General features: G+C 39.8%; 14 protein-coding genes. 7 read left to right on the plus strand and 7 right to left on the minus strand.

Going from position 1 to position 15,886, the window contains the following annotated elements; translation table 11 throughout:
* Positions 1-4 precede the first annotated feature (4 nt).
* Positions 5-823 (plus strand): NAD-dependent epimerase/dehydratase family protein, encoded by an 819-nt coding sequence (locus O1450_RS01920; protein WP_269229513.1) that lies wholly within the window; start codon positions 5-7, stop codon positions 821-823.
* A gap of 125 nt (positions 824-948) precedes the next feature.
* On the plus strand, positions 949-1,929 hold the full coding sequence (locus O1450_RS01925; RefSeq protein WP_269229514.1) for a putative solute-binding protein: 981 nt from the start codon (positions 949-951) through the stop codon (positions 1,927-1,929).
* Positions 1,930-1,980: 51 nt separating this feature from the next.
* Here the strand turns inward: O1450_RS01925 and plsB are convergent, their stop codons facing one another.
* Entirely contained in the window at positions 1,981-4,536 is a 2,556-nt protein-coding gene (gene plsB / locus O1450_RS01930) for a glycerol-3-phosphate 1-O-acyltransferase PlsB (RefSeq protein ID WP_269229515.1), read from the minus strand.
* A gap of 343 nt (positions 4,537-4,879) precedes the next feature.
* On the opposite strand from plsB, the gene O1450_RS01935 reads away from it, so the two are divergent.
* Together O1450_RS01935 and O1450_RS01940 are read left to right on the plus strand one after the other, a co-directional pair.
* Entirely contained in the window at positions 4,880-5,752 is an 873-nt protein-coding gene (locus tag O1450_RS01935; protein ID WP_269229516.1) for an acyl-CoA thioesterase, read from the plus strand.
* Between the two features lie 135 nt (positions 5,753-5,887).
* Positions 5,888-7,129 carry a dicarboxylate/amino acid:cation symporter gene (locus tag O1450_RS01940; protein ID WP_269229517.1) on the plus strand — a complete coding sequence of 414 codons (1,242 nt, stop codon included), beginning with the start codon at positions 5,888-5,890 and terminating at the stop codon, positions 7,127-7,129.
* A 54-nt stretch (positions 7,130-7,183) separates the two neighbouring features.
* Here O1450_RS01940 and O1450_RS01945 read toward each other — a convergent pair whose 3' ends face one another.
* From O1450_RS01945 to O1450_RS01970, 6 genes are all read right to left on the minus strand, one after another.
* Positions 7,184-8,128 carry a metal-dependent hydrolase gene (locus tag O1450_RS01945; RefSeq protein WP_269229518.1) on the minus strand — a complete coding sequence of 315 codons (945 nt, stop codon included), beginning with the start codon at positions 8,126-8,128 and terminating at the stop codon, positions 7,184-7,186.
* A 129-nt stretch (positions 8,129-8,257) separates the two neighbouring features.
* Positions 8,258-9,034, minus strand: coding sequence for a ribosome biogenesis GTP-binding protein YihA/YsxC (yihA, locus tag O1450_RS01950; RefSeq protein ID WP_004660333.1), 777 nt, complete (start codon positions 9,032-9,034; stop codon positions 8,258-8,260).
* A 74-nt stretch (positions 9,035-9,108) separates the two neighbouring features.
* Positions 9,109-9,561: an RrF2 family transcriptional regulator gene (locus tag O1450_RS01955; RefSeq protein ID WP_004660334.1), complete on the minus strand. Its 453-nt coding sequence runs from the start codon at positions 9,559-9,561 to the stop codon at positions 9,109-9,111.
* A 79-nt stretch (positions 9,562-9,640) separates the two neighbouring features.
* Positions 9,641-10,852: an NO-inducible flavohemoprotein gene (gene hmpA / locus O1450_RS01960; protein WP_269229519.1), complete on the minus strand. Its 1,212-nt coding sequence runs from the start codon at positions 10,850-10,852 to the stop codon at positions 9,641-9,643.
* Positions 10,853-10,995: 143 nt separating this feature from the next.
* The gene (locus O1450_RS01965) at positions 10,996-12,543 is read right to left on the minus strand and encodes a helicase HerA-like domain-containing protein (RefSeq protein WP_269229520.1); all 1,548 of its coding nucleotides are present in this window, start codon (positions 12,541-12,543) and stop codon (positions 10,996-10,998) included.
* 19 nt (positions 12,544-12,562) lie between these two features.
* Positions 12,563-13,756, minus strand: a complete 1,194-nt coding sequence (locus tag O1450_RS01970) for a PLP-dependent transferase (protein ID WP_269229521.1) — start codon at positions 13,754-13,756, stop codon at positions 12,563-12,565.
* 167 nt (positions 13,757-13,923) lie between these two features.
* On the opposite strand from O1450_RS01970, the gene O1450_RS01975 reads away from it, so the two are divergent.
* The 3 genes from O1450_RS01975 (at position 13,924) to rplC (ending at position 15,886) form a co-directional block, all read left to right on the plus strand.
* Complete coding sequence (locus O1450_RS01975; protein ID WP_269229522.1) at positions 13,924-14,652, plus strand: type 1 glutamine amidotransferase; 729 nt, start codon at positions 13,924-13,926, stop codon at positions 14,650-14,652.
* 226 nt (positions 14,653-14,878) lie between these two features.
* Positions 14,879-15,190, plus strand: a complete 312-nt coding sequence (gene rpsJ / locus O1450_RS01980) for a 30S ribosomal protein S10 (RefSeq protein ID WP_000070912.1) — start codon at positions 14,879-14,881, stop codon at positions 15,188-15,190.
* A gap of 57 nt (positions 15,191-15,247) precedes the next feature.
* Positions 15,248-15,886, plus strand: coding sequence for a 50S ribosomal protein L3 (gene rplC / locus O1450_RS01985; protein ID WP_004660344.1), 639 nt, complete (start codon positions 15,248-15,250; stop codon positions 15,884-15,886).

Here is a 15,886-nt window from a genome sequence, read left to right on the forward strand (position 1 = left end):
GTATATGCATATTTTATTTATTGGTTATGGTAAAACATCTCAGCGCGTTGCTAAACACTTATTTGAGCAAGGTCACCACATTAGCACAATTAGCCGTAGTCAAAAAACAGATTGTTACGCAACACATTATCTTCAAGATATTCAGCAGCTCGATTTAGCACAACTTCGCCCAGTTGATGTGGTCTATGTGATTCTTGCACCTTCACAAAGTGGCATAGCTGCATATCAGCAAACCTATGTTGATAGCGTTGAACCGATTGCTAATGCTCTCAAAAATCATCCTGTTCAACGTATTATTATTGTTTCTTCCACCCGTGTGTATGGTGAAAATGCAGGGGAGCGAATTGATGATGAGTCAATGATTCAGCCAATCGATGAGCAAGGGCATTTACTTCGGAAGATGGAGTTGTTGTGGCAGGCTTACTATCCGCAACAGAGCATTATTGTGCGCCCAACAGGCATTTATGGCACATCGATTGCCCGATTAAAAAAACTTGCTGAGCAGACTCTTAGCTATCCAACCTTACATTTTAGTAATCGAATCCATATCGATGATTTGGCAAAGTTTTTAGCATTGTTGGCGACCTTAGACCAAGTGCAATCGAGCTATATCGTGACCAACAACACCCCTTTAGCTATGCATGAAATTTTACGTTGGTTTCAGCAATGCTTGAGTTTACCTGAAGTGGAGCTTGCATCTGAGCAAGTGACAGGTAAGCAAATTTATGCAACTCGGTTGGTGGAAACAGGGTTTAAATTTGACCATTTGATTTGCTTTAATGACTATGCCGAACTGTTAACGGCACATAGTAATGGAAAATAATTAGATTAAACTGCAAGACAGTTTGAAAGTTTGGTATGAATTTTGATGTTAAAATACCAACAGATTCCGTAAAGGAACTGCCTGAGTTGTACACATGGTTTGTGGTGAGGCATTAAGGGGGGAATATGAAAAAAATAATTTGTATGCTCATGCTGGGATTCGTGACTACAACCAGTTGGGCAGGTACGCAAACATGGTGTGTATTTGACCCACTTGGTACTCAGGGCGATATCAGTCGTCGTTTACAAGATATTCGTCTCTATGCACTTCAATATAAAACTCAGTTAAAGTTTGATACTTTTAAGGATGAAAAAGATGCGATTCAGGCATTTGATCAAAATAAATGTTCAGGTTTAGTGGCATCTAATTTTCATACCTATGGTTACAACCATTTTATGGGAAGTACCAGTGGAATTGGTTTGATTTCAAACAATCGTGTTGCACGTATGTTGTTGCAGTTATTGACCAATCCAAATGTCGAAAAACGTATGCTAGATCAAAATTATGAAGTGCTAGGCATGATTCCAATTGGCACGGCATATATGATCATGAATACTCAGCAGATCAGGAAAGTTTCACAATTAAAGAATAAGACCATTGGTATTCTGGAAAATAATCCACCTCAATTGGCATTGGTGCAAAGTGTGTCGGCAAAACCTGTTTATGTAGATTTTGCGACCGCTGTTGATTCTTTCAAGCAAAAGAAGATCGATATTTTGGCTGCGCCTGCGTATGGCGTATTACCTTATAATTTGAAAAAGGAATTTGGTGAATCGACCCAAGTTGTCAATTTTCCAGTCGCGTATTTCGCAATTAATATTGTGATCCGACCTCAAGCTTATCCCACTGGTTTTGGGCATCAGATACGAACTTGGTTTGTAAAAAATAGTAATGTTTTGGCCGCTCAGGCGATGCAATGGGAAAATCATTTACCAGCATATTATTGGGCTGATATTTCGGGTTATGAAAAGCAGGGCTATGAGGCGCTGGTTGCTAAGATTCGTAATCGTTATGTGGATTCAGGCTATTATGATGCGTATTTCGTGGAATTAATCAAACGACTAAGATGTCTAGATGATCCGAAATATTTAGAGTGCCGCAAATAAATTGGGTTAGCCAAATTTTTGACTAACCCATCAAAAGTGAATACTGAATAATTAAGCTTTCTTGCGTTTTAAACGACGTTTTGCCTGTTGAGAAGCCATTGCTTCTAAAGCGGTTGCAAGTTCTTCATCTGTAAATGTTGTGATGTGTTGCAACATTTGCAAGGTCGTTTCATCAAGTACTAACTGCGCACCTGCTGCCATTTCACTGAAATTATCATCATATTCAATGAAACCATGTTCATTATTACGAATATAATTTTGTTGTGTCAGAACCTTAATAAAGCTTTGGAACAAAGATTTATCAAAGAATTCAGGTGAGTTGAATTCATATAGAACAGATAAGCGCTGACCTAATAAGTGACTTAACTCTTCGACTTGTTTGGTTGAAATATTGCCAGAACCACGTTGGGTGATCAGTGCAAGCGTCATGTAGTAACGCTCTAAGCTTTGTTTAACAGGCATGCCTAATGTTAAAAGCTTCTGATGTTCCTCACTGTTTGGTGTTGGGCTAAATAAGTTACCATCATGATCTTGGAAAATGAGACCAATTTGAACGAGCGCATCGATATATGTATCAATGTGTTGTTGTAATTCAGCCGCTTGCCATTTCATAAACAGTTCAGCTTTTAAGAAAGGATATAAAGTCCGAATCACATTGCTTAAATCTGTTTTATTAATTTTACCGTTATGCTCAACCAATGATGCAACCAATGATGGTAATACAAAGGCATGTAAGATGTTGTTACGGAAATAGGTTAATAAAACGGCTTGGTTGTCTTCTATGGCAATAATATCACCTAGAACATGCTGCACGCGTTTAATCAGCTTGAGTTTTAAACCGTAGGCAATGATTTCTTTACCTGATAATGATGTTACTTGAGTGCGTTCATCATACGGTTGTTGAGTCGCTAAATCACGATAAATATCAAGCTGTTTTGCACAGATCTCTTCATCTAATGTATGCTTTGGTGTTGCTAATAAGATCAAAGACAATAATGAAACAGGATTGATGACCACTGCGCGATTAATATTTTCTAAAATCAGATTGGCTGAGCTAGAAACAACATGAGATACCTCAGCAGGAATCGGTGCATCATTTTTTTCAATCTGAATTTTATCTGCATTATGCTGCTTTAAAATATCATCGAGGAAAACAGGTTCACCAAAGTTGACGTGTACTTTGCCAAAGATTCTTTCAATTTTTCGTAAGGTTTTGACGATACCAAAAATTGATTCTGCTTCTTTTGGCTTACCTTGCATTTCACCTACATAAGTTGAGCCTTCCATCAAGCGCTCATACCCAATATACGTCGGTAAGAAGACGATCGGTTTCGCACGTCCACGTAAATGACCATGTACGGTCATGGCGAGCATACCTGTTTTCGGTGGAAGTAAGCGACCAGTACGTGAACGACCCCCTTCAATGAAGTACTCGATAGGCGTATTACGCGATAGAATACTGTATAAATATTCTTTGAATACAGATGTATATAGTGCATTTCCGCGGAATGAGCGGCGTATGAAAAATGCACCGCCTCCACGCAATAACTGACCTACAAAAGGTAAGTTCAGGTTATCACCCGCAGCAATATATGGAATCATCAAGCCACGTTTATAAATCACATAGGACAATAATAAATAGTCGATATGGCTACGGTGGCATGGTGTGTAAATAATTTCATAGTCTTTCGCAAGTTCGCGAACCGTACTGAAATTATGAACTTCAACGCCGTCATACAGTTGTGTCCATAATCGTGTTAAAGCCATATCTGCGAAGCGTACTGCTGACGCTGAATAATCAGAAACGATTTCATTGACATAGCCAATTGCGCGGCGTTCTGCCTCAAGCATGCTGATTTTATGCTGAATGCTTTCACGACGGATGGCATCTTGTACATCACGTGCTTTTACCACTGACTGCATCACATTACGGCGATCAGATAAGTCAGGACCTAGTACGACTTCACGTTGCTGATCTAGATAAGTATCTAAAGAACTTGAAATATAAGTTGCAGGGGAAATATTTGGATGATGTTTCTTGGCATAATCTACCAATTCACGTAGAGATTGAGGCTCATGGAATTCTAAATATGAATCACGCCCATGTAAGCCAATATTCATGAGTTGTTTAACTGTACCTGGTGTTGCCCAAGTATCAGAAAATAATAATTTAAACCATGAATCTTCTTTATCTGGTGAGCGTCCCCAGAGCACTGTAACGGGAACTAATTGAACATCTACTTCTTGATTTTGTTCTAATGCTTCGATCAATTGTAGAAGGCGTGGGGGATATGTTTGAGTATTAAAAAAGTTATTTTCATTTTGATGTAAAAATAGAACCGAGTTTTTTTCGTGATAAGTTCCAAAACTCATGGCATCCAAAGCTGGCTTTAGATGAAGGCGACGCGTTTCACCATCAACTACCAAAGCATTACTACGTGAATAATTTTGTAAAACATAGCAAATTACGGTATTTGAATCTGTTGTGTTTTGCTCAGTTACGGTGGACTCTGTAGGAACTTCACCAAGAACATGTGGGGTGACCACGAGGTCAAGTAACTTACTCGAAAGTTGGCGATACATTTGACCAAATCCAGTCTTGGACATTACAAACTCCTAAATGATAACCCTGAGCATGAGGTGTTGTTATAGTGCTATAAGAAAGCGCAGCTTAAAGTGCAGCGCAAGGCGAAGCTCGATGAACACAAACGTCAACATGACATTTTGCGATATTCTGCCATGAAACGATATGTTATTTTCTGACAAAATATAGCGTATTTGGTAGATTTTATCGTTAAAAATCGTATTTTTAGCAGTTATAAATAAAGATTAATGTGACGGATGAATCATTTTATCCTGAGCATATTTATTGGAATTTGTGGCACAATCGAAATGATCAATCCTGAATGGATTAGTTGATCTCTCCTCATTGATGTTGGAAGGCTATTACATGAATGCGTTAACTCAAGAACTGGTTGAACTTTTGACTTTGGAAAAGTTGGAAGAACATATTTTCCGAGGCAACAGTCGCAATTTGGTTGGGAAACGAGTATTCGGTGGACAAGTTCTTGGACAAGCATTAAGAGCAGCGTCATATACCACAAACCGTCCAGCACATTCGTTGCATGCTTATTTTTTATATGGTGGTGATGTCGATGCACCGATCATTTATGAAGTTGATCCATTGCGAGATGGTAAAAGTTTTGCAAGTCGACAAGTGCGTGCGATCCAACATGGACGTACAATTTTCTCGGCGATGGTATCTTTTGCCAATCCAGAAGAAGGCTTAAATTATCAACATAAAGAACCAGAGTATGCGAGTCCTGAAGAGCTGAAGTCTGAGAAAGAATTAAAAGAAAGTATGCTCAATTTCGTCCCAGAAAATGCACGTACGAGTTTTATGCGCGAACGTCATGTTGAAATCAGACCAACTCGACCAGTTAATCCTTTTCAGCCGCAGCCTGAAGCGCCATATTATGCGCACTACATTCGTACCCATGATCGTATTGCAGAAAATGTTGATGACGTTTCATTACATCAAGCCATCGTTGCGTTTTATTCAGACTTTACTTTGATGACTACAGCACTGCGTCCACACGGGTTATCTTGGATTTCGCCAAATTTACAATGTGCAAGCATTGATCACACCATTTACTTCCATCGCCCGTTACGTGCTGATGATTGGATGCTTTACGATATGGAGGCAACAATTAGTGCCAGTTCACGTGGTCTGAATTTTGGACGCATGTGGCAGAATGGTCAACTGGTATGTAGCACTGTACAAGAGGGTCTAATTCGATTGAGAGAAATTGAAACCCAGTAAATTAGATCTGAGAAACTCAAATTAAAGCCATCGTTTAGATGGCTTTTTTGTCATAAGGTTGTGACAAAAAATTGCTCGATTCTTCAATATGGGCGTGCCATAGTACCCACAAGCTAAAATATTTTATTAATCAGAATGAATTTAAATACACAAATTCTAATCGCAGCCGTACTGGGTGTTATATATGGGTTCTTCTTAACTTTGTATCCGCAGACTAGTTTTGCTGAACATAGTTTGTATGGGCTGGGGATTTTAAGCAGTATTTTTATTGGTTTACTCAAAATGTTGCTCATCCCACTTATTTTTAGTTCGATCGTTGTGGGTGTTTCAAATTTACAGGCTGGTGGACAATTTGGACGAGTTTGGAAAATTACAGCATTAAGCTGTCTCACGACGACAACCTTAGCTTTGATTTTAGGGATTAGTTGTGCACATCTATTTGAAGTAGGCAAAGGTGTAGATATTCAAATCTTCCAAGAAGCCATGCAAAACCACCAAACGCCAGATACGTTGACGCCTTCAAGTTTTCTGACCAATTTTATCCAAAATACCTTGATCAATCCTTTTAAAGCATTTAGTGAAGGTAATGTACTTGCAGTTGTGGTCTTTGCGTTATTCCTTGGAGTCGCATTAGTCAAAGGTGGTGAAAGCTTTAGCTTGGTTCGCAATACTTGCCAACAATTCTTTGTCATGATGATGATGCTTGTGGGTTGGGTGATGAAGCTAGCTCCAATCGGTATTTTTGCACTGCTTGCTAAATTGATCGCGACTGAAGATCTTTCTGTGTTAAGTCGTTTAGTTGAATTCGCAGTGGTTGTCACGGGAACAACGATTTTTCACGGTGCTGTTGTTTTGCCTGCATTACTTTGGATTTTTGGAAAAATGAATCCAATCACTTTCTTTAAAGGCGCACGCACAGCTTTAGTTACTGCATTTGCGACCAGTTCAAGTTCCGCGACAATGCCACTCAGTATGAAATGTGCACAAGAAAATTTAGGTGTGCGACCACAGACGGCAGGATTTGTGATTCCTTTAGGAACACAATTAAATATGGATGGTACTGCACTTTATGAGGCAGCCGCCGCTTTATTTATTGCAAATTTGATGGGCTTGGACTTGAGTTTAACCCAGCAAATTATTGTATGTTTAACTGCCATGATTGCTTCATTGGGAGCACCAGGTATTCCCAGCGCAGGTATGGTGACCATGATTATGGTTTTACAATCAGTTGGTTTGCCTGCGGAAGCGATTGCGATTTTATTACCGATTGATCGAGTATTAGATACTGTACGAACAGTAGTGAATGTACAGGGTGATATGATGATCAGCGTTGTTGTTGATCGTTATGCTAAGCAAGCAGAAGTTGAATCAAGTTGATGGATTTAAGAAATAAAAAAGCAGGAGAAGACTCCTGCTTTTTTATTGAAATGCTTATGCAGCTTGTTGTAAAGCGCGTTTTGCTGCCGGTGAATTATTTAAATAATTCACAGCATCTTGAGTATTACCTTCTTTCACAGGATCATACCAAGGCATGAGATAGTCGATTTGTTGAGCGACTAACCAAATTGGATTTGGTAAAACCTGATTATCTTGACGACCAATTTTGTACCATTCCATCCAAACCCATGGTCTAAATAAGCTCGGTTTTTTGTCGGCAAAACGATGATCTTGACCCATGATATGTGCCGCGCCATCAACCCATAAACCGAGTACACCCACGATTACAGCGACACTCATGTAATAACGTGCAATATAACCACCACCTAAATGACGATATAGATCAAAAGCAACGGTACGATGTTCGATTTCTTCAGAACCATGCCATTTAATCAGATCAATCATTTCTGGATCAGCACCGAGTTCTTCCCAACGTTTGTTGTACAGTGCGTATTTACCCAATACACACGTCATGTGTTCAACTGTTGCAATGACGCCTAGACGGAACAAATCCCATTGATGGTCAAGTATTTTAGGAACTTCTTTACCAAAAGGCTTATCAGCTAAAGCTTTGTTAAATACGAAATCCATAATATCGAGATTACGCTGAATATCAATATTACGTTGGCTAAGATATTCTTTGTTCGCAGACGTATGTGCAACCGCATGCATCGCTTCTTGGCGAATAAATGCTTGAACGTCTTGTTTTAATTTTTCATCAGTAATTTCTGGAAGAACTTTGTTGTATAAGCGGCAGAACCAAAACTCACCAGCAGGCAAAATATTGTTAATTTCATTAATAAAATAACTGGCATAAGGCTGGTTTGGAATCCAATCCACTGGTGTTTTTTCCCAGTCAAACTTCACTTTGCGTGGGAGAATTTTATAGTCAATCGAAGAACCAAGAACTTTGTTCTTCATAAATGATAGTAATTTCATCGTTTAGTCCTAATCGATAGTGCAATGAACCAACACTAAGCAGTATATGAAAACTACCTAGTGTTTGTGTTTAGCAATTCAGGACAATTAGAAATTATTTAATGCATCAAGTTGCATAAAATGCATTATTTATTCTTCGACGTCTATTTCTGAAGCTTCTGGGATCTGATCAAGGTCAAATTCTGCTGGTTGATCAAGTGTGAAATTTAAACGGCCACCCATGACGCTTGCCAATTCTTCTAAACCAATTCGATTGAGTGAAGAGAATAATTGAATCGAGAAATCAAGTTTCATTTTCTTCAACTGCTGCTTAATTTCTAATAGTACTTTATTGGCAGGGCCACGGTTTAATTTATCTGCTTTGGTGAGCAGGATGTGTACAAATAAATGACGTGAATGTGCCCATTCCAGCATCATTAAGTCAAAGTGTTGTAATGGATGACGGATGTCCATTAACAGTACCAAGCCTTGTAAGCTTTTACGATGGATCAGATAGTTCTCAAGTTCTTTCTGCCATACGATTTTCATCGCTTCAGGTACAGCCGCATAACCATAACCTGGTAAATCAACTAAACGTTGATCTGGATTACCTAAGCTAAAAAAGTTAATCATTTGCGTGCGCCCAGGTCTTTTTGAAGCACGTGCGAGTTGCTTTTGATTAGTTAAAGCATTAATTGCACTAGATTTTCCTGCATTAGAACGACCTGCAAATGCGATTTCATAACCTGTATCTTCTACGCACAAATCCAGTTTAGGCGCACTCATCAAAAATTCAGCTTGGCGTAACCAAGTCAAAGACTGCACTGCATACGCGGTTACAGCAGGATCAGTCTTTTTTTCATAACTGATTTTTTGTTTAGGTGCGAGTTTGGCTTTGGTGTCTTTCGATTTTTCACTACGACGCATAGAAGCTTACTTTTTGAATTGAAATAGCAACGACTATTATAAAGGATGTGAGAGATTCGTGCGAATCTTGATGTTTAGGCTTTTTGAACGAGTTGTAAAAAGTCAATATTTGAATTTGTAGAAGAGGGAAGAATGCCATATTGCACCACTTCTCCAAGTGTATATTGATCTAGGCTTTGATAAAAACATTCTAAAGCTTGATCCAAAATACTTTTAAGTCCGCAATGAGAGCGTAAAACACAAGGTGGCGTATTACATTCTACGATTTGATGATTGCCTTGTAGGATACGAACAATTTCACCTAGTTTTAAACTTTTGGCTTCTGGATTTAAACGAAGTCCACCACCTTTGCCGCGAATTGTTACGATCCAATGCTGTTTTCCCATGAAGTGAACGATTTTTACTAAATGGTTTTGGGATACATGCAAGTCCCGTGCAATATCTGCAATCGTATACGGTACATCACTCGGACGAGCGACATACATTAAGATTCTGAGCGCATAATCAGTAAACTTATTGAGTTGCATGGGTTTTCACTCAATCTATTGCTTTAAACAGAAAGGGCTAGTCTAACATAGACTAGCCCTATGCAAAACGCAGCACCGATTAGCTGAGTTTTACGCCACCCGTACCGAATGCTTCGCTATGAATATTTTCAGCAGGGATACCACGAGCAACTAAAGCTTTATGTTGCTCTGCCATAAATGGCATTGGACCACATAGATAATAGTCTGCATTGGCTGGTAATAATCCAGCATCCATTGACACTAAATCTAAGCGACCCGCTGCATCAAAATCTTCGCCTAACACGTCACCTTGATGAGGAAACTCATAAGCAGTGAATGTACTCAGACGTGGATACTTTGCTTTTAGTTCATGAATATGCTTTTTCATGGCATGCACTTGGCTGCTGCGGCAAGCATGAATAAAGCTCACAGGTTGCGGCATATCTAAAGTCACCAATTGATTGAGCATTGCAATCATTGGGGTTAAGCCCACACCACCACTAATGAATACATTGCGTTTTCGGCTGTCAATCAGATAGAAATTACCTGTTGGCGCAGAGACTTCAATTTCTGAACCTTCAGCTAAGCCATGTAAAGTGCTAGACACCCAACCGCCTGCTAACTCACCTTTTTCATCCTCACGTTTGACTGAAATACGTAAGTAATCTGCTTGAGGACTCGTCGATAGGGTGTATTGACGTGGCTGTCTTAAATTGAGTTCAGGCACAAACACGCGAACTGAAATATATTGACCTGCTTCATATTTTGGTAGTTCACCACCATCTACAGGAGCTAGATAGAATGAAGTAATTTCATCACTCTCAACTACTTTTTTGGCAATTTTGAAATTACGCCAACCCAACCAACTGCCTTTGGTTTGTTGATGTTGATCATAAATGGCTTTTTCAGTGCTAATAAATAAGTCAGCTAATTGACCATAAGCGGCAGCCCATGCCCCAATCAATGGATCTTCCATTGAGATATTCAGTACTTCACTGATTGAATGAAGTAGGTTCTCACCCACAATACCGTAATCAGGTGATTGAATATTTAAGCTGACATGTTTATGTGCAATTAACTCAACCACAGGTAAAAGTACAGAAGGGTCTTCGATGTTTTCTGCATACGCCAAAACTGCACCAGCAAGTGCTTGTGCTTGTGCGCCGCTACGTTGATGCCCCATGTTAAAGGTTTCTTTTAATTCTGGGTTGTTGCCTAACATGCGATTGTAAAAGTAACCCGTGAGCGCTACACCATTTTCACGGAGTACAGGAACAGTTGCTTTTACGAGGTCAATTTGCTGCGGAGTCATGGGTGATCTCTCTTGGCTATCATTTATAAGATATATTTAAAATATACCTTATAAGATTTATTTGCAAGATTAGTTTTTATTAAAACCATAAAAAAAATAGGGGATAAATAATTATCCCCTGATTTTTAAAATAATAAAGATTTTTATTTACCAAATAATGAACCGAGTAAACCGCGAACGATCTTTTGACCTGTAGAGCCGCCTAAGCTACGAGCCGCACTTTTTGCAAAAGTTCCCACAATATCTTGGGTGAGTTTTTCGCGATCCCGCTGGGCTTTCTCTGCGGCTTTTTGTTGCTCTTTCGCAAAGCGTTCTTGCTCTTTGGCTTGTTGCTTGGCCAAAGCATCTTGCTCTTTGCTTTGCTGTTTGGCTAACTCATCTGCTTCTTTCTGTTGCGACTGTTGCAGCACTTTTTTCTGTAGCATTTCATAAGCACTGTCTCGATCAACGGCTTGGTCGTAGACACCTGCCACAATACTTTGCCCGATAATTACTTGACGTTCTTCAGGCGTGATCGGGGTAAAGGAGGAGTAAGGAGGCATCACCCAACCGCGCTCCACAATTTGTGGCGTCCCTTGTTCATCTAGGCAACTAATCAATGCTTCACCAACGGCAAGTTCAGTAATGGCTTGATCGACTTTAAACTCTGGATTGGCACGGAAAGTATCCGCTGCGGTTTTGACTGCCTTTTGATCTTTTGGAGTAAATGCACGTAAGGCATGTTGTACTCGGTTGCCCAATTGCCCTAAGACACTTTCTGGTAAATCCAGAGGATTTTGAGTAATAAAATAAATTCCCACGCCTTTCGAGCGAATGAGACGTACGACTTGCTCAATCTTTTGTTGTAAGGTTGGACTAGCATTATCAAACAATAGATGCGCTTCATCGAAAAAGAATACCAACTTTGGTTTGTCCATATCACCCACTTCAGGCAACTGTTCAAACAGTTCTGACATCATCCATAGTAAGAATGTGGCATAAAGCTTTGGAGTATTCATGAGCTTGTCAGCGGCTAAGATATTGATATAGCCATGACCATTGGTATCGGTCTGAATAAAATCGAGGATATTCAGGCTAGGCTCACCAAAAAATTGCTCTCCACCTTGATCACCTAAAGCCAATAAATTACGTTGAATTGCACCTAGACTAGCTGGAGAAAGGTTGCCATATTCGGCTTTTAATTCGGCTGCATTTTCGCTGACATAGGTCAGCATTGCTTTAAGGTCTTTGAAATCAATTAATAAAAGCCCTTGATCATCTGCAACACGGAAAACGGCCGAAAGAACACCTTCTTGTGTGTCATTCAGATTTAGCATTTGTGCCAAAAGTAACGGACCAATTTCTGAAATTGTGGTACGGATTGGATGACCTTGTTGCCCAAATAAATCCCAAAAAATAACAGGCGAAGCAGCAAATGGAATGGGTTCAAGTTGTAAGTTTTTTAAACGCTCATCAAATTTGAGGTTGCTACTTCCTGCTTTAGCCAAACTAGAGACATCACCTTTAGCATCTGCCAAAAAGACAGGTACGCCCAGCCGTGAGAAACTTTCGGCTAGTACCTTCAGAGTCACTGTTTTACCTGTGCCTGTCGCACCTGCAATTAAACCGTGGCGGTTTGCAAATTGAGAATGTAAAACAATATCTTGCGTTGTATCTGTGGTTTTTTTTGCAATAATAATGGGTGTATTCATTCTTCACCTATGCTTTATTTCATTCGAGTTGTTTTAGTGCGTTTTGAATATCTTGGATTAAATCGTTTGGATCTTCTAGTCCTATGCAGAAGCGAACTAATAAACCTTGTTGTAAATGTGTATTTTCTAGTTCTCGCATCTGTTTTAAATCATAAAGCATAACAAGACTGATAGGGCCGCCCCAACTAAACCCAAGCTTAAATAAAGTTAGGCTGTCACAGAATTTACGAATTGCTGCGAGATCATACTCAGGCTTGAAAATCACACTGACTAAACCTGCACTTTTTCCTGTTTCACAGACTTGTTGCCAAAATAAATGACCTGCTGAATTGGCATCACTTGGATGTAAAACTTGGCAAAATTGAGATTGTTGCTTTAGCCAATCAAGCACTGCTATTGCACTGTTAGATTGTTGTTCATAACGAAGTGGCATATGAGCCAAGCTGCGTTGAATTTGTGCGGTATCATCGCCTGAAACACAGATCCCTTGGGTTGCATGCATACGATACAGTTTATGATGTAACAGTTGGTCTCGTGTGACTACCGAACCCATTAAAATATCACCACCACCGCTTGGGTATTTGGTCAGTGCGTGTACGGTTATATCAACACTAAGATGTTCGTCTGAAAAATCAAATGCATTAAAGGCAAGCCCCGCACCCCATGTATTATCCAGTGCTGTTAATACATTGGCTTGCTGTGCTTTTTTAACCAGATTTTTGAGGTCGGGAAACTCTAAAGTGACAGAACCTGCCGCCTCTAGCCAGATCAATTTAGTTTTTTCAGTTGGCTGAAAGCTATTTGCATCAATTGGGTTGTAAATTTTGACGTGAATGCCGTAGCGGTCTTGCAGATTCTTTAAGTGTTCCAGATTCGGGCCATAAATATTATCTGCAACCCAAACTTCATCCCCTGAGCTTAAAAAAGTACTATTTACTAAATTGATTGCAGATAAGCCACTGGGTGCAAGTAAACAATAATTTCCACCTTCAATTTGAGCAATATTATCTCCTAATGTAAACGTCGTCGGTGTACCGTGTGTGCCATAACTATAATCATAAGGGTCAGTCCAGTGGCGATCAAAAAGGTGCGCTGTTGTTTTAAAAATAATCGTTGATGCACGAAATAGGGGAGGTTGAATCGTTTCTATGTATTGGGGAGCTTGGCGTGGTGCATGAATGAGTGTGGTTTGTAAGCTATTTTGTTTAGTCATGGGGCAAAATTAAATCAATAGAATGATTTAGGTTAAGAGAAAATATCGAATCCTGCTAGTCATTTGCATATTTTGTACAGAATCGTTACGAATCAAAGCTTTTAGTCAAAACTGGCTCTATTTTTGCTAAGACTAATTATCATTCTAACTACAATAGGTTTACGCGCATGAAGTCGCATTTAAGAGTGCATTATTTTCAGCACATTGCTGGTGAAGGTTTTGGCAGTTGCTATGACTATTTGAAGGCACATCAAGCAAAAATTACCGCTACAGAGTTCTTTGCTTTACCCGTTGATTTATCTCTTGAATTGGAGGCTCTACCGCATATTGATGAAGTTGATTTACTAATCATTATGGGTGGAACCATGAGTGTGAATGATGAAGCAAATTATCCTTGGTTAAAATTGGAAAAAAGATGGTTGAGACGTTATCTCTCTGCGGGAAAACCTGCGATTGGTTTATGTTTAGGGGGGCAACTGATTGCCAATGCACTCGGTGCATCTGTAAGTCGAAATCAACATCAAGAATTGGGGTGGATGGATGTGGGTAGAGTTTCACACGTCCCTGAAAATTATTTTCAAATCCCTGATAAGCTTAATATTATGCAATGGCACAGCGAGACCTTTGAGATTCCCCGTGGCGGCGTCCGTTTAGCAGAAAATAAGGTCTGCCAAAACCAAATGTATCAAATTGGGCGTAATGTGCTTGGCTTTCAATTTCATCCTGAAATGACACCCCATGCTTTGCAATTGTTGATTGAAAATGAAGAAGATAGTGCGGTGTTTAATGGTCAATATGTTCAGCCAATCGCAGAATTAAAAAAAACGATTAAAAGTAAGTTTGAACAGGGTAATCAATTACTAAATCAAGCAATAGAGTATGTGGTGAATGCTTAATCAAGTATAAAACTAAAAAAATAAAAGAAGAATTGCATAAGACTTAAACAATCGTTATAATGGGCGACCCTCAAATGGAGGGCGTTCACTACGAAGAAAGTAGTCAACGCATTACAGTCGTGGCATCGATCATGACCTTAGTGATTTTCACTGCCCTTGACACTTACCAATAAGGTGAGGTGCGTCATGGGTGATTCTTTATATTTTTGGCTTGGAGTTTACTGGTATGTCTAACCAGAGAATTCGTATCCGTTTGAAGTCTTTTGATCATCGCCTGATTGATCAATCTGCTCAAGAGATCGTAGAAACCGCTAAGCGTACTGGCGCACAAGTGTGTGGTCCAATCCCGATGCCTACTCGCATCGAACGCTTCAACGTTCTTACTTCACCACACGTCAACAAAGACGCTCGTGATCAGTACGAAATCCGCACTTATAAACGTTTGATCGACATCGTTCAACCTACAGATAAAACTGTTGATGCATTGATGAAGTTAGATCTTGCTGCTGGTGTTGATGTTCAGATCGCTTTGGGTTAAGGCTTTCGGTTAATTAACATTAAGTTAATTAGGCCGCTTTTTTAGAGGTTTATGCACATGGCTATTGGTTTAGTCGGTCGCAAATGTGGTATGACTCGCGTCTTTACAGATGCTGGTGTATCTGTACCTGTTACAGTTATCGAAGTCGATCCAAACCGCATTACGCAAATCAAAACACTTGAAACTGATGGTTATCAAGCAATCCAAGTAACTACTGGTGAACGTCGCGAATCGCGCGTAACTAACGCTCAGAAAGGTCACTTCGCGAAAGCGGGTGTTGCTGCTGGTCGTTTGGTTAAAGAGTTCCGTGTTACTGAAGCTGAGCTTGAAGGCCGTGAAGTTGGTGCTTCTATCGGTGTTGATTTGTTCACAGTTGGTCAAATTGTTGACGTAACTGGTCAATCAAAAGGTAAAGGCTTCCAAGGTGGTGTTAAGCGTTGGAATTTCCGTACGCAAGATGCTACTCATGGTAACTCTGTATCTCACCGTGTATTAGGTTCTACAGGTCAAAACCAGACTCCTGGTCGCGTGTTCAAAGGCAAGAAAATGGCTGGTCACTTAGGTGATGAACGCGTAACAGTTCAAGGTCTTGAAATTGTATCTATTGACGCTGAACGTTCTGTTTTAGTTGTTAAAGGTGCTGTTCCTGGTGCAACGAATGGTGACGTTATTGTACGTCCTACCATCAAGGCCTGA

Source organism: Acinetobacter sp. TR11 (assembly GCF_027105035.1).
GTDB lineage: Bacteria > Pseudomonadota > Gammaproteobacteria > Pseudomonadales > Moraxellaceae > Acinetobacter.

What these genes read in the sequence shown, in the direction of transcription:
- O1450_RS01935 (WP_269229516.1), top strand. Translation starts at nt 4,880, where the DNA reads ATGAATGCGTTAACTCAAGAACTGGTTGAACTTTTGACTTTGGAAAAG.
- O1450_RS01965 (WP_269229520.1), bottom strand. Translation starts at nt 12,543, where the DNA reads ATGAATACACCCATTATTATTGCAAAAAAAACCACAGATACAACGCAA.
- rplC (WP_004660344.1), top strand. Translation starts at nt 15,248, where the DNA reads ATGGCTATTGGTTTAGTCGGTCGCAAATGTGGTATGACTCGCGTCTTT.
- O1450_RS01925 (WP_269229514.1), top strand. Translation starts at nt 949, where the DNA reads ATGAAAAAAATAATTTGTATGCTCATGCTGGGATTCGTGACTACAACC.
- plsB (WP_269229515.1), bottom strand. Translation starts at nt 4,536, where the DNA reads ATGTCCAAGACTGGATTTGGTCAAATGTATCGCCAACTTTCGAGTAAG.
- rpsJ (WP_000070912.1), top strand. Translation starts at nt 14,879, where the DNA reads ATGTCTAACCAGAGAATTCGTATCCGTTTGAAGTCTTTTGATCATCGC.
- O1450_RS01920 (WP_269229513.1), top strand. Translation starts at nt 5, where the DNA reads ATGCATATTTTATTTATTGGTTATGGTAAAACATCTCAGCGCGTTGCT.
- O1450_RS01955 (WP_004660334.1), bottom strand. Translation starts at nt 9,561, where the DNA reads ATGCAACTCAATAAGTTTACTGATTATGCGCTCAGAATCTTAATGTAT.
- O1450_RS01945 (WP_269229518.1), bottom strand. Translation starts at nt 8,128, where the DNA reads ATGAAATTACTATCATTTATGAAGAACAAAGTTCTTGGTTCTTCGATT.
- O1450_RS01970 (WP_269229521.1), bottom strand. Translation starts at nt 13,756, where the DNA reads ATGACTAAACAAAATAGCTTACAAACCACACTCATTCATGCACCACGC.
- O1450_RS01940 (WP_269229517.1), top strand. Translation starts at nt 5,888, where the DNA reads ATGAATTTAAATACACAAATTCTAATCGCAGCCGTACTGGGTGTTATA.
- O1450_RS01975 (WP_269229522.1), top strand. Translation starts at nt 13,924, where the DNA reads ATGAAGTCGCATTTAAGAGTGCATTATTTTCAGCACATTGCTGGTGAA.
- hmpA (WP_269229519.1), bottom strand. Translation starts at nt 10,852, where the DNA reads ATGACTCCGCAGCAAATTGACCTCGTAAAAGCAACTGTTCCTGTACTC.
- yihA (WP_004660333.1), bottom strand. Translation starts at nt 9,034, where the DNA reads ATGCGTCGTAGTGAAAAATCGAAAGACACCAAAGCCAAACTCGCACCT.